Origin of the sequence: Parvularcula sp. LCG005 (assembly GCF_032930845.1) — a bacterium.
Lineage (GTDB): Bacteria > Pseudomonadota > Alphaproteobacteria > Caulobacterales > Parvularculaceae > Parvularcula.
On the sequence record NZ_CP136758.1, the window covers coordinates 374,223 to 389,565 of the forward strand.

General features: G+C 59.4%; 14 protein-coding genes and 1 riboswitch. Of the genes, 10 read left to right on the forward strand and 4 right to left on the reverse strand.

The window, feature by feature from the left end; genetic code table 11:
- The first annotated feature begins 37 nt into the window (after positions 1–37).
- Positions 38–132: riboswitch (TPP riboswitch) on the forward strand.
- Positions 133–173: 41 nt separating this feature from the next.
- Positions 174–2,087, forward strand: coding sequence for a phosphomethylpyrimidine synthase ThiC (thiC, locus tag RUI03_RS01710; protein WP_317288556.1), 1,914 nt, complete (start codon positions 174–176; stop codon positions 2,085–2,087).
- 746 nt (positions 2,088–2,833) lie between these two features.
- Here the strand turns inward: thiC and RUI03_RS01715 are convergent.
- Positions 2,834–3,094: a hypothetical protein gene (locus RUI03_RS01715; RefSeq protein WP_317288557.1), complete on the reverse strand. Its 261-nt coding sequence runs from the start codon at positions 3,092–3,094 to the stop codon at positions 2,834–2,836.
- Positions 3,095–3,227: 133 nt separating this feature from the next.
- On the opposite strand from RUI03_RS01715, the gene RUI03_RS01720 reads away from it, so the two are divergent.
- Genes RUI03_RS01720 through RUI03_RS01730 form a run of 3 tightly spaced genes read left to right on the forward strand, consistent with a single transcriptional unit; the run spans position 3,228 to position 5,303 of the window.
- Complete coding sequence (locus RUI03_RS01720) at positions 3,228–3,839, forward strand: heme-binding protein (protein WP_317288558.1); 612 nt, start codon at positions 3,228–3,230, stop codon at positions 3,837–3,839.
- Between the two features lie 31 nt (positions 3,840–3,870).
- Complete coding sequence (locus RUI03_RS01725; RefSeq protein WP_317288559.1) at positions 3,871–4,716, forward strand: fructosamine kinase family protein; 846 nt, start codon at positions 3,871–3,873, stop codon at positions 4,714–4,716.
- Complete coding sequence (locus tag RUI03_RS01730; protein ID WP_317288560.1) at positions 4,716–5,303, forward strand: GNAT family N-acetyltransferase; 588 nt, start codon at positions 4,716–4,718, stop codon at positions 5,301–5,303. Before RUI03_RS01725 ends, RUI03_RS01730 begins: the two co-directional genes overlap by 1 nt.
- Before the next feature lie 57 nt (positions 5,304–5,360).
- Here RUI03_RS01730 and RUI03_RS01735 read toward each other — a convergent pair whose 3' ends face one another.
- The gene (locus tag RUI03_RS01735; RefSeq protein ID WP_317288561.1) at positions 5,361–5,690 is read right to left on the reverse strand and encodes a PRC-barrel domain-containing protein; all 330 of its coding nucleotides are present in this window, start codon (positions 5,688–5,690) and stop codon (positions 5,361–5,363) included.
- Between the two features lie 144 nt (positions 5,691–5,834).
- Between RUI03_RS01735 and RUI03_RS01740 the strand changes: the two genes are divergently transcribed.
- From RUI03_RS01740 to RUI03_RS01760, 5 genes are all read left to right on the forward strand, one after another.
- Positions 5,835–6,710, forward strand: coding sequence for an FkbM family methyltransferase (locus RUI03_RS01740; protein WP_317288562.1), 876 nt, complete (start codon positions 5,835–5,837; stop codon positions 6,708–6,710).
- Positions 6,711–6,873: 163 nt separating this feature from the next.
- Positions 6,874–8,349: a UbiA family prenyltransferase gene (locus RUI03_RS01745; protein WP_317288563.1), complete on the forward strand. Its 1,476-nt coding sequence runs from the start codon at positions 6,874–6,876 to the stop codon at positions 8,347–8,349.
- Between the two features lie 26 nt (positions 8,350–8,375).
- Positions 8,376–9,674: an ArnT family glycosyltransferase gene (locus RUI03_RS01750; RefSeq protein ID WP_317288564.1), complete on the forward strand. Its 1,299-nt coding sequence runs from the start codon at positions 8,376–8,378 to the stop codon at positions 9,672–9,674.
- The gene (locus RUI03_RS01755; protein WP_317288565.1) at positions 9,671–10,033 is read left to right on the forward strand and encodes a DMT family transporter; all 363 of its coding nucleotides are present in this window, start codon (positions 9,671–9,673) and stop codon (positions 10,031–10,033) included. Before RUI03_RS01750 ends, RUI03_RS01755 begins: the two co-directional genes overlap by 4 nt.
- A 19-nt stretch (positions 10,034–10,052) precedes the next feature.
- Positions 10,053–10,319, forward strand: a complete 267-nt coding sequence (locus RUI03_RS01760; protein ID WP_410795887.1) for a DUF167 domain-containing protein — start codon at positions 10,053–10,055, stop codon at positions 10,317–10,319.
- Between the two features lie 51 nt (positions 10,320–10,370).
- Here the strand turns inward: RUI03_RS01760 and RUI03_RS01765 are convergent, their stop codons facing one another.
- Both RUI03_RS01765 and RUI03_RS01770 read right to left on the reverse strand, forming a co-directional pair.
- Positions 10,371–11,729, reverse strand: a complete 1,359-nt coding sequence (locus tag RUI03_RS01765) for a Na+/H+ antiporter NhaC family protein (protein WP_317288567.1) — start codon at positions 11,727–11,729, stop codon at positions 10,371–10,373.
- Positions 11,730–11,795: 66 nt separating this feature from the next.
- A complete protein-coding gene (locus RUI03_RS01770; protein WP_317288568.1) occupies positions 11,796–13,814 on the reverse strand; it encodes a DUF3857 domain-containing protein in 2,019 nt (672 codons plus the stop codon).
- A 305-nt stretch (positions 13,815–14,119) separates the two neighbouring features.
- On the opposite strand from RUI03_RS01770, the gene RUI03_RS01775 reads away from it, so the two are divergent.
- Positions 14,120–15,313, forward strand: a complete 1,194-nt coding sequence (locus RUI03_RS01775) for a glycine C-acetyltransferase (RefSeq protein WP_317288569.1) — start codon at positions 14,120–14,122, stop codon at positions 15,311–15,313.
- The last annotated feature ends 30 nt before the right edge of the window (positions 15,314–15,343 follow it).

The window sequence follows — 15,343 nt, forward strand, 5'->3', positions numbered from 1 at the left end:
CCCTCCCTTGTGACGCCCCTATCGCTCTGCTAGGGCGAAGGCTGCCGAGGGGCACCCCGATGTCGGGGTTGAGAAGAACCCTTAGAACCTGATCCGGCTCACACCGGCGGAGGGACGGCGGTCGGGCAGGAATGGTCCGTTCGTGCGTCCAGCAACATGCGGAGCGAGTGACCATGAACAAGCATACCCCCCAATCAGAATTCCAGACGCCGACCGTCACCACCGGCCCGCTGCCTGCCAGCCGCAAGGTCTATGTGGCGTCTGAGCTCTATCCCGATGTGGCCGCGCCGGTCCGCTATATCTCCGTCCACCCGACCGCGAATGAGCCTGACCTGCCGGTCTATGACCCGTCCGGTCCCTATACGGAAGAAGGGTTCGAGCCGGATGTGGAGAAGGGGCTTGAGCGCAAGCGCACGGCATGGGTGACCGAACGCGGCGGCGTTGAGGATTACGAAGGCCGCGATATCAAGCCCGAGGATAATGGCAATGCGACGGGCAAATACCTGGCGCGCCAGTTCCCGACCCATCACCGCCCCCTGCGCGGGACCGGCGATGCGCCGATCACCCAGCTTGAGTTTGCGCGCGCCGGCATCGTGACCAAGGAAATGGAATATGTCGCCATCCGCGAGAATATGGGGCGCAAGGCCGCGCTCGACAGCGCGCGGGCGACAATCGACGATGGCGAGAGCTTTGGCGCGGAGCTGCCCGAATTCGTGACCGGCGAGTTTGTGCGGGACGAGATTGCCCGTGGCCGTGCCGTCATCCCCGTCAACATCAACCACCCCGAAGCCGAGCCGATGATCATTGGCCGGAACTTCCTGGTCAAGATCAACGCCAACATCGGCAACTCCGCCGTGACCTCATCCGTGGAGGAGGAAGTGGACAAGATGGTCTGGTCCACCCGCTGGGGTGCCGACACCGTCATGGACCTGTCCACCGGCCGCAACATCCACAACACCCGCGAATGGATCATCCGCAATTCCCCTGTCCCCATCGGCACGGTGCCGATCTATCAGGCGCTGGAAAAAGTGAACGGCGTGGCCGAGGATCTGACATGGGAGGTCTATCGCGACACGCTCATCGAACAGTGTGAGCAGGGGGTGGACTATTTCACCGTCCACGCCGGTGTGCGCCTGCCGTTCATTCACCTGACGGCCAGCCGGGTCACGGGCATCGTTTCCCGTGGCGGGTCGATCATGGCCAAATGGTGTCTCGCCCATCACAAGGAGAGCTTCCTCTATACGAATTTCGAGGAAATCTGCGAAATCATGCGTCGCTATGACGTGACCTTCAGCTTGGGCGATGGCCTGCGCCCCGGCTCCACCGCCGATGCCAATGACCGCGCACAGTTTGCGGAGCTGGAAACGCTGGGTGAGCTGACAAAGATCGCGTGGAAGCACGGCGTACAGGTCATGATCGAGGGGCCGGGCCATGTCGCCATGCACAAGATCAAGGCGAACATGGACAAGCAGCTCAAGGTCTGTGGTGAGGCACCGTTCTATACCCTCGGCCCTCTCACGACGGACATTGCGCCGGGCTATGACCACATCACCTCGGGCATTGGCGCGGCGATGATCGGCTGGTTCGGCACCGCCATGCTCTGCTATGTGACGCCTAAGGAGCATCTGGGCCTGCCCAACCGTGACGATGTGAAGGTCGGGGTCATCACCTACAAGCTGGCCGCCCATGCGGCGGACCTTGCCAAGGGCCACCCCGCCGCGCGGATGCGGGATGATGCGCTCAGCCGCGCGCGGTTCGAATTCCGGTGGGAGGATCAGTTCAACCTCGGCCTCGACCCCGAAACCGCTCGCGACTTCCACGATGAAACCCTGCCGAAGGAGGCGCACAAGACAGCGCATTTCTGCTCCATGTGCGGACCGAAATTCTGTTCCATGAAGATCACCCAGGACGTGCGCGACTATGCCGATGGCCTGTCCGACAATGAAAAGGCGGACCTTGAGGCGGCAACGCAGGAAGTGGCCCTGGCCAATATGCCCGACGGTCCCGATGTCGCCGAGGAGGGGATGAAGGACATGTCCAAGCTGTATAAAAAGATGGGCTCGAAGCTGTATCTGGATCAGGAGTAGGGGTGATCAGCACGGGTGCCATTTCTGGTAATGCGATTTCCTCTCAAGGTGAGGTCGCAGGCCTAATTCCGTCCAACATCGATGAGAGCGACTTCAAGAGTCGCTTTCAAAAGATTTTAGATGAAGCTCAGTCTCTGCGCGCGAAAGTCATAATGGGACACATCCTCATTGAGGATGAGATGCTCTTAGCCTGCAGGAGTCGAATCCCTCCGTACATTGATCTGAAGGGATGGAAATACCCCAACATATTGACTTTGTTCGTTGCCCTTTACCGGCCAGACGACTGGTGGTCGGAGACCGATGAGGAGGGGCGCGGGCGTTTCGTTAGGTTTCACACCGCGGCATATGAATATAACAGGGTAAGAAACGAGCTTGCGCACAGATTCGATGGGCGACACAAAAATATACAGAATGGCCTCGATAAATTGATAGGTTGGCAATTTTCGAAGACTGACAAAGCTCAACGTCTGCAAACTAGGGTAGAAGTGCCTTTAAAGGCATCTATGACAGATGGCGATAAAATAGGTGTATTTGTATACAGTCTTGCATCTAGGATCAGAGGTTTTAAGCAAGGGTAATTTCAGTTCTTGTCACCCCGGCAAGCCCGAAGGGCGCATGCCGGGGTCCATCACTCAATCTCTCCGCCTACGGAGTGTCTGTTGCTGGGTGATGGACCCCGGGACGCTTGGCGCCCGGGGTGACGAGAGGGAGGCTAAACGCGGCTGTTAGACAGAGACAACGTCTTCTTACCGCGACACGATCTTGTTGAAGGTGCTGTTGTCGTTATCCGGCTGGTAGAGGAGGGCGAGCTTGTTCTCGTCAAAGATGGCGAACCATTCGTCCCAGGAACATTGCTCCAGCCCCTCATTGTCCCGGCCAAAATCAAGACGAAGAATACCTTCGCCCATTTCGCCGCCGGTCTCCTCCACCTTGGCGGGGACGGCGTCGTGGCGCTCGGCCCATTGGCGGATATCGGTATGGCTGGTCGTGGTCATGCTGTCGCTCATGGCGGATCTCCTTCTTGGCTATCAATGGGGAACGGGTGAAGCGCCTGTCCCGTTCCCTGCGACAAGGGCAACCGGGAACGAGTGTCAGAGGGCGGCGTTGCTGTGGTGTCTGAAAGCGCCAACGGAGAGACGCATGTCCAGCATATTTACCCGACTAGGCGCCATGTTTTCCCATGTCGTGACGCCCAAGGCCGCCCGTGAGGAGAACGAAAGCCCTGCCTACACCGTCGTTCTGAACGATGGTGAGTTTGAGGTGCGCGATTATCCCGCCATGCTTGTGGCCGAGGTCACCTGCGAGGGCGAGCGCGGAAGCGCCGAGACCGACGGCTTCAAGAAGTTGTTCGCCTTCATTGAGGGCAAACAGCGGGAGGGGGGAGAAATCAGCATGACGACTCCCGTCTTCCATCTGCCGCACTACGCCTCGATCACAGAGCCGGCGCTTGATCGCCGGGGGCGCACGACCGTGCGGTTCATGATGCCCTCGCATTTCACACGCAATACGCTGCCCAAGCCGGAAAGTGACGACATTCGCATTGTCGAAATTGCGCCCGCGCGGATGGCGTCGCATCAATTCACCGGTGTTGCGGACGACGAAACGGTCGCGAAAAAGACAGCCGCCTTGCATGCCTGGCTGAAGGGGCAGGGCCTGACCGACGCCGGTCAGGTGCAGTTCGCGATTTATGATCCGCCGTTCACGCCGCCTCCGGCCCGCCGCAACGAGATTCTCGTGCCCTTGGTCGCTTGACCTGCAGCGGCCTGATGGCAACTCTGCCGGAATGGATATCGGTCAACAGCTCGGCAGCGAAATTGTCGCCTCTCAATTTCTGGGTCAGGGGACGTCAGGGGCAGGAACGGTCCTGACCCGCCACGATCTGGCCGACGGTCGCAGCGTCGTGACCAAGGAAGATGGGACCGGCGGTCTGGAGCCAGAAGCGCACATGCTGCGATATCTGGCTGATAAATCGTCTCTGCCCGTGCCTCACCTCTGGTATGCCGACGATCATGTCATCGTCATGGATTACCTGCCCGGCGGCGAGGGCGTGTCGGGGAACAGCGACGTCGAAGTGGCGGACGCGATCGCCGCACTGCACAGCATCGGCACAGACAATTACGGATTTGACCGCGATACGCTGATCGGTCCCCTGCAGCAGCCAAATGAATGGACATCAGACTGGTGGACGTTTTTCGGCGAGCAACGATTGTCCTACATGGCCAATCTGTGCGTAGAAGCAGGACGAGCGGATATCAGGCTGGTCGCGCGGGTGGAAGAATTGGCGGCGCGACTGCCCGAGCTGCTTGACGCGCCCCGGCCACCGGGGCTCGTACACGGGGATCTATGGGGCGGAAATATTCTGTGTTCTGATGGACGACTGTCGGGTTTTATCGATCCGGCCATCTGCTTTGCCGATCCCGAAATGGATCTTGCCTACGGCACGCTTTTCGGCACATTGGGACCACAGTTTTTTGAGCGCTACGCTGATCATCATCCGCTGTCCGCTGATTTTTGGGCGGCGCGCCGCGATATCTATAATCTCTGGCCGCTGCTGGTCCATGTTCGATTGTTCGGCGGACATTACCTTGGTGAAGTAACGGCCATTCTCAGACGTTATGGTGCGCACTGATGTTGATCGAAGTGCACAAGGGGACAGCGATAGAGCGTCTCATTCCCGATCTTTCTGCGCTTCGCGTGCAGGTCTTTGCGGAATGGCCCTACCTTTATGAAGGGAGTGCGGCGCAGGAGGAAAAATATCTCCATGGCTTTGCCCAGGCGACGGATGCGGTCCTTGTGACCGCTTCCATTAGTGACAGGATTGTTGGTGCGGCAACCGGCTGTGCGTTCACAGAGCATACCGATGCCAGGAAGGCGGATCTGTCCCATGCGCCATTTGCGCCGACCAAGACATTTTATTGTGCTGAGAGCGTCCTCTTGCCTGATTGGCGCGGCCATGGCGTTGGACATGCGTTTTTCGATGCTCGTGAAGATCACGCCAAGGCGTGCGGCTATCATTCGTCAGTGTTCTGTGCGGTGGAGCGGCCTTCAGATCATCCGCTCAAACCGGCAGGCGCAAGAGCGTTGGCGCCGTTCTGGGAAGGGCGAGGCTACCGGCGGCTGGATGGCGTGACCACCACAATGGACTGGCGCGACCGTGGTGATCTCGCAGAAACGGTCAAGACACTGACCTTCTGGGGTCGGCATCTGAATACATAAAAGCCGGCGCCACCCGAGGGAGTGGCGCCGGCGATCCAAGTCCTGAGGGATTAGGACTTAGACGTAGTAGGAGTCGACGCTGGAGCGGAATGCCGCGTCGGCAAAGTTTGGCCAGTGGTCCTTGTCAAAACCAGGGGCGTCTTTCAGGCGTTCCTTCTCAACGTTCAGTACCATGCATTCATTTTCACGGTCGACGTTGAAAGATTTAAATGGGACGGCGAAATATTTGTCGCCCATACCCAGGAAACCGCCGAAAGACAGGACCGCATATTCGACCTGACCGGTTTCCGTATCGATCATCAGATCTTTGATCTCGCCCAGGTCTTCGCCTGCGGCGTTGCGGACAGAATCGTGATTGATAGACGATGAAGACAGTAGCATAGCCATGGGGGGCCTCCTTGATTGTCTGTAGGCGGAATTCGTTTTTCCGCCTTCTGATAACCAAACGTAGCCTGCGGCATTCCGTTCCCAAGCCGCGTATGAAATAGCGGCACATTTCAGGGCTGTCATGTTCACTGCCCGGCGCCTATAATGGCGTTGCGGCAAAGTGACGGGGCGCAGTTGATGATGACGGACAAGCGGTCCGATGACACGGTATCGCCCTATGGGCATTACCGACCTGCGCCAGGTCAGCGGGCGCTCCTGTCAATCAGTCGTCATTTGCCAACGTGGGAGCCGACCTATCGTCTCGCGCTCAGTTTGCAAAAGCCTCTGCTCGCGTCCATGACCGGTCCTCTTGATGTTGAGACCTTCGGGGCAAAGATCCGATTCCACCCCTGGCAGAATGTCTGCGAGCGCCGGGCGCTTCTGACCCCGGAAAGATTCGACCCCCATGAAAGGGCGGCGCTGCGCGCTGCGCTTCCCGAGGGCGGTACATTCGTTGATCTTGGGGCCAATGTCGGTCTTTACACGGTCGAGATGGCGGGCCTTGTCGGTCCAGGCGGTCGCGTCGTGTCTGTTGAGCCGCAGAAGCGGATCTTCAATCGCCTTGCTTTCAATTGCCGCTCCAATGGCTTTGATCATGTCCGGCTGCACAATATTGGCGTGTCGGACGAGGCAGGCGAGCTCAATCTCTACGAGAACGCCGAGAATTGTGGGGAGGCCACAATGGCCATTCCCGACAAGATGGCGGGCGCCTGCAGCGTGGTACCTGTGCGGCCGCTGCTCGATATTCTGCGCGACGACGGGGTGACGACTGTCGATGCGCTGAAAATCGATATTGAGGGACACGAGGACAGGGCGATGGCCCCCTTCATGAAGGGGGCAGAGGAGACGCTTTTGCCGAAGGTCATCGTGGCGGAGAACTCCATTCACCATTGGTCGATCGACTGGCTCGCGTTGGCGGCGGACCGTGATTACCGCATCGTCCGGCAGGACCGGCGAAATCTCATTCTTCAGCGCGGCTGAAAAAGGTAAATTAAGACCTGCTGTTGCATGCTTGTCGAAAACGTCCATCAATGGCATTGCCGCAGTGCAGCATCGTGATTTTCAAGATGACGGGATTGCGCAACGCCGACCATTGATATGCAAGCAGGGCAGGCACGCCGCCATCGCCCTCGGAGTAGACTGAATGTCGTCCACCACCCTGACCGACCCTGTTTCGCCGTCCGAGGTTTCGGGTCAGCGACCACTTTTCGTCGATATGGACGATACACTGCTTGAAGGAGACACTCTGTGGGAGAGCCTCGCCGTCATGGTCCGGCGCAACCCCAAGGGTCTGTTCGCGGTGGCCGCATCTTTGCCAAAGGGGCGGGTAGCGTTCAAACAGGCGGTGGCGCGCAATGTCGACGTCACGCTTGAAGACTTCAAGGTCAATGAGGGGGTGCTGTCCTTTATTCAGGAAGCAGGCGCCCACCGGCCGGTGATCCTGGCGACCGCTGCACACGAACAGATCGCCCGGCGCATCGCTGACGACACAGGCGTCTTTCAGGACGTGATCGCGACGACCGACGGCAAGAATCTCAAATCCGGCAACAAGCTCGTCGCTATCCAGGACTATCTCAAGGCCCATGAGATGGGGCCTGCTTTTGACTATATCGGTGATTGCGGGGCCGATCGTCCTATCTGGGCGGCCGCGGGGCGGGCCCATGTCTGTGCTGGCAGCGATGCGCAGGCCGCCGACATTGCGGGGATTGTTCCCGTCGAGAAATCCTTCCATCGCGAGGCGCCGAGCGCCCGTCATTTCATCAAGGCGATGCGTCCGCATCAGTGGGTCAAGAACTTCCTGATCTTCCTGCCGGTGATCCTTGCCCATGAGATCTTCAATTTTGACAAGGTCCTGCCCGCCATCGTGGCGTTCATCGCCTTCAGTCTGACCGCGTCTGCCACCTATATGTGGAATGACATTCTCGATATTCAGGCGGACCGCGCCCACGCCAAGAAGTGCAAGCGTCCGTTTGCGGCGTCGCTGATTCCCATTCCCCTGGGTGTGGCCTTCTCCCTCGCGCTGATCGCGTTTTCCTGCCTCATCACACTGATCTTCTGCCCACCGGCAACGGTACTGGTCATCTTGGGCTATATTGCGATTACGCTCAGTTATTCACTGGACCTGAAACGGCGACTGATGTTGGACGTCATCGTCCTCGGCGTCCTTTACGGGTACCGCATCATGCTGGGCGGCGTCGCGACGGGAATCGCTGTCTCGTCATGGCTGATCGGCTTTTCCGTGTTCTTCTTTTTCGGTCTGGCGCTGGTCAAGCGGTATACGGAGATCGAGAAAAAGCCGCCGGGTGAAGACGGCCGGATCGCCGGGCGCGCCTATTATTCTTCGGACCGTGAAGTGGTTGGGGTGATCGGCATCGTTGCCAGTTTCATATCCGTCCTGGTCATGGCTCTCTATATCACATCGCCAACGGTTGCTGTCCTTTACAGCCGGCCGGAGCCACTGTGGACGGTGTGTCTTGTTCTGATCTACTGGATTTCGCGTGTCTGGATGCTGACCCATCGTGGACACATGCCCGATGACCCGATTGTCTTTGCGCTGAAAGACAAGGTCAGTATCATGTGCGGCATCGTCTGTGCCGTCGCCGTAGCGGCCGCTCTTTGAGCCGCGATCAAAGGGGAGTGCCTACCATGCTGGCCAACGCCAAGGCATACTGGTCGAGTGCCAGCTTTTCACGGCGCCTTTACATCATTCTGGCGGTTGGCCTTGTCCTGCGTCTGATCTGGGCGGTCGTCATCCCGGCCTATCCGGTGTCGGATCAGGAGATCTACCTGAAGACGTCGACCAATCTCGCCTCGGTGGGGGTGTATGGTGTCGAGCCCGATGAACCGTTCAGTTACTGGCCTGTCGGTGCATCCATCTTCTATTCGATCGCCTACAAGATCTTCGGGATCAACATGTTCGCCGTGAAGCTGGTGAATCTGATCGCCGGTGGCGGCCTGATCTATACGACGGCGCTTCTGGCTCGCCGGTGGTTCGGTGACATGATCGGCATCTGGTCCGCCATCGCCGTCGCCCTGTGGCCAAGTCTCATCATGTATGTGTCCCTGATGGCCAGCGAGGTGCTGTTCGCGCTGTTCGTGAACCTGTTCCTCATCGCGTGGCAGCCGGGCCATCGCCAATGGTATGTGAAAGCGGCCATTGCCGGGCTCTGTGTTGCTGCGGCGATCCTGATCCGCCCCATTGCGCTGCTCATCCCGTTCGTGATGGTCGGGCTCGACTGGATCCATGCCCGTCGGCTGTCAGTCAAACCTGTGGCAGTGCTGGGGGTGGTCGTCGTCGTTGCGGCGATACTGATCACGCCATGGAGCATTCGAAATACCAATCTGCACGGGACATTTGTCCTCGTGTCCACCAATGGATCGCCCAATCTCTGGATGGGTAATCATGAGGGGGCGAAGGGCTATTACGTTCCGTTGCCGGACTACGTCGAAGGTATGAGCGAGGTCGAGCGCGCCGAGGTTCTCGGTGACGAGGCCAAGGAATACATTCTGTCCCACCCAATGTGGATGGTTCGTATGACCGCCTGGCGGATCGCCCATACCCATTCTTGGGAGACGATTGCCGTGGTCTGGAACGAGCGCGGGATCAGGGAGAGGCTTGGCGGCCCGGCTGTGCCGGTACTGAAGGCCATCACCTATGGCAGCTGGCTCGTGTTCCTCGGCTTTGGTCTTGGCGGCGTCGTGATCATCGTCATGCGGTCACTGCGTGAGGCGACCTTCTGGCGCTTCTTCGCGGTCCTGGCGAGCCCGCCGCTGGTCTTCTGGGCGTATTACGCATTGTTGCATGGCATCATCGTATCGGCGGATCGCTATCATTTCCCGCAAATCCCTTTCATCGCCATGCTCGCTGTCTTCGCCGCAGAACGGGTACAGGCAAAATGGCTTGAACGTCGGCGCAGTGCCGTCCCTGCCGGAGATCTAACATGAACGCCTGGATCCTTGTCGGCATTGCCGTCATCGCGAATATCTCAACCAATGTCAGTCTGAAGAAGTTCGCCGCCTCGCTGCCCGACAGGGCGGCAGGCGAGAGCATGCTGCCAGCGCTCCTGTCGCCATGGCTGTGGATCGGTGGGCTTTGCGGCATGATCCTGCTCGGCAGCTATATGCTTGCCATCCGCACGCTTGATCTGTCGGTGTCCTATGCCGTGGTGACGTCAGCCGCGCTGGTGGGCATCACTTTGGCATCCATGCTGTTCCTCGACGAAGCGCTGACCTTCGTGAAGGTCGTCGGCGTTGCCCTCGTGATTGTCGGTATATTGATGATCACCCGCACCAACGGTGCCTGATAGAACGGTCTTTCTCCGTGTGACGCCCGGTGCTTCGCGTAATGCCGTCGGCGGCGTCTGGATCGAACCTGGTGGCCAGCGGCGGCTCGTCGTGCGCGTGACAACGGCCCCTGAGAAGGGAAAGGCCAATGACGCGGTCATCAAGATTCTCGCGAGGTATCTTGGCGTTTCCAAGTCGTCACTGACGATTGAAGCCGGTGAGACCGATCGGAACAAGCGGCTCCGTATGACGGGTCTCTCTGATGATGCCGTCGCGCGCCTCAACGCCGCAATGTCCGACGAATAATAAAAGCACGCCGTTCACGGCGTACCCCACCAATGTTGATCAGTGGACCGCTCAGCCGGCGGTCAGTCCGCCAGCGACCAGATAGAGAATGACGGCAAGCGCGGCCGCGGTCAGGGCGTAGGGCAGCTGGGTGCGGACGTGATCAAGAAGGTCTGTGCCGGCCGCGACACTCGCAATCACCGTTGTGTCAGAGATCGGCGAGCAGTGATCGCCAAAGACGCCGCCCCCGAGGACGGCTCCCAGAGCGAGGGAGGGAGGAATGCCCAAAGCCTGGGCGAGCGGCATCGCGATTGGCACGAGGATACCGTATGTGCCCCAGCTGGTGCCAGTCATGAAGCTCATCGCCGCCCCTGCCAGAAACAGGATGGCCGGAACAGTAAAAGGCGGCAGGTTGCCGGTCGCCAGATCCGCCACGTAAGTGCCGGTCCCCAACTCCCGCACACTGGCGCCCAAAGCGATCGATAACAGCAGTACCGTGACCAGCGGGACCATCTCGCCAATACCGTCAAAAGCCTTCTGCTGCAGCTCCTGTGCGGAATAGACCCGGTCAAACAGCAACAGGACACCGGCGACGACGATGGCCAGAATGATCGCCCAGAGGATGGACTGGGAGCCCGATCCTTCGAGAATATTGCCGTTGCCTGTCCACACCATGAAGGCCAGTGCGCCGCCGACAAGCACGATTAGCGGCAGGCCCATATAGATGGCCTTGGTCGCTTCTGTCATGGAATCGTCCGTGCTCGACGAGACCTTGTGATCAGCAGTTTTCATGGGGCCGAAGACCCGGCCGCTGAAGGCGGTGAGGTACACGATCAGCAGGGTAATGAGGGCATAGAAATTCCAGGCCACCGATCCTGCGACCACGCCGACAGGTTCGGAAAAACCATAGGGCTCGATCAGGCCAAGGGCGTAGGCGCCCCAGGCGTTGATCAGGAAAATCACGCTGATCGGGGCGCTGGTCGAGTCGATAATATAGGCGAGGCGCTCGCGTGACAGCCCGTGGGCATCATAGAGAGGGCGCCCCAATATGCCCGCGCTGAGCAGGCTGACATTCGTCTCCACGAAGACCGCTGAGCCGGTTGCGGCGACGGCCAGTTCGGCGCGTCGCGGCGTCTTGGCAAAACCGCGCCGGATCAGGCTGCGCGCCATGGCGGCCACACCGCCCGAATCCCGCATGAAGGCGATCAGGGCACCGATCAAAAGACAGAAGAGGAGGATACGGGCATTCCCGCCATCGGTGAGGACCGCCACGTTCCTGTCGATCGCCTGCAGCAAACCGGTGCCGGGGTTGAAACTGGCCAGAAGCGTCTCGGAGATGACCAGCGCCAGGATGAGCGCCGCATAAACGTTTCGCGTCAGCACGGCGATCAGGATGGCGGTAATGGGCGGCAGAAGGGTCAGGGCATCCATGGCGGTCTCGTGTCCGGCGAAAGGCGCACTGTGGCCGATTTGCTGCCCTACCGCCAGCGGCGGTGATCAAAGCCCGCCGAGTTCGATCATCAGGCCCTTACCCGTTGTCGACTGATCGGCCGTGCGCGCGGCAGACGGCAAGGCCTCTCGCAAATCAAGACGGAAGGTAAGGCTGGTCGTGAAGCGGTCATAGAGATCTGCCACGGCCGCCATATCCTGCGCTTCAATCCGGTTGTCGGTCATTTCGAGGCGATAATCGAAAATCGTACGGCCGCCGTCATGGCTGACCCTCCGCTGCGCGTGGAGCGGACCGGCAATCGTTGATTGAGTAGAAGAGGGCTGATCGTTCAGATCAAGGCCATCGACAATGATCCGGTGCTGACCGAAAAAGGCGCGGTCAGTCTGCAGGGCGACTGGTCGCTCCGCCTCATTCAGTGTCGCAAAGCGATAACGGGCACCATCAGCATCGAACGGGAAATGTCGGAGCAGCGTCGGTGTCAGTGCCTGCGGCGGGATCGTATAGACTTCCTCGATCGTCAGTTCGTTCCGTGCACGATCATCCTCGACCCGGACGGCATCAATGCCTTCAAGGCCGGGATAGATGGCCTGATAGTACTCTCGATATTCGCGGGCGAGATCATCCTTTTTCATGGCGGCCAGTTGACGACGGAAGTGATTGGCCTCTGCGCCGCGCCGAACCGTCCTGATGCTGAGCTGAAGCCCGTCATCAAGCGCCGCTGAGAAATCGTATCGCTCCGTCACATCGGTGAGGGGCAGAGGGGGGCGGGCGGGGGCCATGGCCTCAAGCGTCGCGCCAGCGCGCAGGGGCAGGGCATAGCCGAAATCGGCACGGTCGACGTTGGGGAAGCTGCCGCCCTGCAGCATTTCGGTCGCGTCCACATAGACGGTATCATCGCCATGCGAGATCCTGACAACGGCATGATCAAAGGCGAAGGGTGACGGCGCACGCATGATCAGGCCAGCGCCCTCATCCACATCCGTGAGCGCCACAACGGCCTCAACGCCCAGAGCCTTCAGTATACTGACCAGAAGCAGAGATTTATCCTTGCAGTCGCCATAGCCCGATTTCAGGGTTTCTGCCGGACGGCGGGGCATGTGGGCGCCCATGCCGACGGAATTGCTGAAATAGGTAATATCGTCCTGCACAAAGCGTGTTGCCCAGTCGATTCGCTCGGTGACGGGCAGCGCGCGATTCGCCGCCAGCTTCTGCTCCATGTCAGGCGTAAAGCGCAGGTCAGCGGCATAAAGATCCGCGCCCCATCGCGCTACATCCTGCCAGGCGGTGATGGTGGAAACGGACACGCCCGCGTAATAGGGTGCGTCGGCAGGAATATCATCATAATACGGAACAGCCGGAATGTCTTGGCGCTCCCAGCTATAAATTGTCGCGTCGGCGGCTTTGGTGACAAGCGCTTCTTCTGCATCGCCGCGACCGACAATACGCAGGGGGTTGTCACTCCGATTGATGATCCGGGTGCGGTCATGCTCGCTGGTGACCGCCCATTCGGTGTTGAAGTCGTAGGAAAAATGGCCGGGCCAGTTTGGCGTGGTCACATCCCATGTGGCTGACCAGTCAAGCACGTCACCGGGCTGCAGGTCAGGAACTGTCGCCTGCACCGTGATGAAGCCGGTGATGACGCCTGCTGCGCGACGAGGTTCATCCTGAACGCGGGTTATGTCCAGATCGGATGTTACATCAATGGACTGGCCATTGCGCCAGATATTGACCTCATTGATGGCAAGATGTTCCTTTGACGGATCAAACGTCAGTGTCACCTGCGGGCCGCTACGGGCACTCACCATCGTGTCATAGGCGGTGGCATGACGTCGATAGAGGCTGTAGCCGTCGTTCCGCACGTCAACCTGGGTGTCGTACAGCACTGTCCGCTGACCACTGGGTGTGGCCGCTGTTGGCACTGTTGCTGTTGCCAGACCATGCTCGAGAGACGCCTCGACGACCCAGTCAGGCGCTGCCGAAATAGTGATCGTGTCTGCGTCCGATAGGCCGCTTGCAGGCGCGGCGGCGAGGAGGAGCCAGCTGGCGGACAGAAGAGGCAGAGCCATGACACATTAACTTTTCTGGTGGCGTTCGACCCTTCTGTCAGAGCAAGTCTGGGACCACTCCGAGGCGCGGAACCGGTCCAAGGGGGCGTTAACCTTAGAATTCTGCGGAACTCTCATTCCATATAGACAGGATCGCGCGGTTCGGCCGCTGTGTTAACACTTTTATCGCGTCTGAGATCGCTTCCTTCCGCGCTCCCTCGAGGGTCGTTCTGAAGTGAAATTTGCCGCTTCGGGCGGCGCGCTGTTAACCGACTTGCCGCGTAGGGGCGTTCGGACCATTGTCCCGGCAACAACAAGGAGATGTCATGTCGGACGCATTTTACGCTCAGGTCGATGAAACGCTGGAAGAGATCCGGTCCGCGGGCCTGTTCAAGACCGAACGGCTGATGCAGTCCGAACAGGCCGCCACGATCACGGTGGGCGGCCGGTCCGTTCTGAACTTCTGCGCCAACAATTATCTCGGCCTCGCCAATCATCCGGCACTGGCCGAGGCCGCCAGGGCGACCATGGACGATTATGGGTTCGGCCTTGCCTCGGTTCGGTTTATCTGCGGGACACAGGACATTCATCGCCAGCTTGAGCAACGCATCGCATCCTGGCTTGGCTATGACGATGCCATCACTTTTGCCGCCTGCTTTGATGCCAATGGCGGAGTTTTTGAGCCCCTGCTGACCGCCGATGATGCCATCATTTCCGATGCCCTGAACCATGCATCTATCATTGACGGGGTTCGTCTGTGTAAGGCCAAACGGTATCGCTACGACAATAACGACATGGCGGCCCTCGAAGAACAGCTGAAACAGGCAGACGCCGATGGCGCGCGCACCAAGCTGGTGGTTACAGACGGCGTGTTTTCGATGGACGGAATCATCTGCAATCTGGACAAGCTGTGCGAGGTCGCCAAACGTTATGACGCGCTTGTCATGGTGGACGACTGTCATTCGACGGGCTTCCTCGGGGAGACGGGGAAAGGCACAGCCGAATTTCACGGCGTGCAGGACAAGGTGGATATCCTGACCGGAACGCTCGGCAAGGCCCTTGGGGGCGGCATGGGCGGTTTTATATGTGCACGGCAGAACGTTGTTGACCTGCTGCGCCAGCGGGCGCGGCCCTATCTCTTCTCCAACGCTTTGACGCCGGCTCTGGTCGGCGCCAGCCTGAAAGCCATCGATCTCGTCGAAGAGGGTGATGACCTGCGCGCTCAGCTCTTCGCGAACACAAGACGGTTCCGCGCCAAGATGACCGAAGCCGGTTTTGACCTCTTGCCCGGGGAACATCCCATCATCCCGGTCATGCTCTACGATGCGCCTAAGGCGCAGGAGATGGCCAGTCGGCTGATGGAGGAGGGGGTCTATGTGACCGGCTTCTTCTACCCGGTGGTACCAAAGGGACGGGCGCGGATCCGCACCCAGATGTCAGCCGGCCACAGCGAAGCGCAGGTGGATGAAGCGATCGCCGCCTTCATCAGGGTCGGCAAGGCGATGGGCGTCATTGGATAACCCTTGACCGGGCATGGGCGCAATTGCATG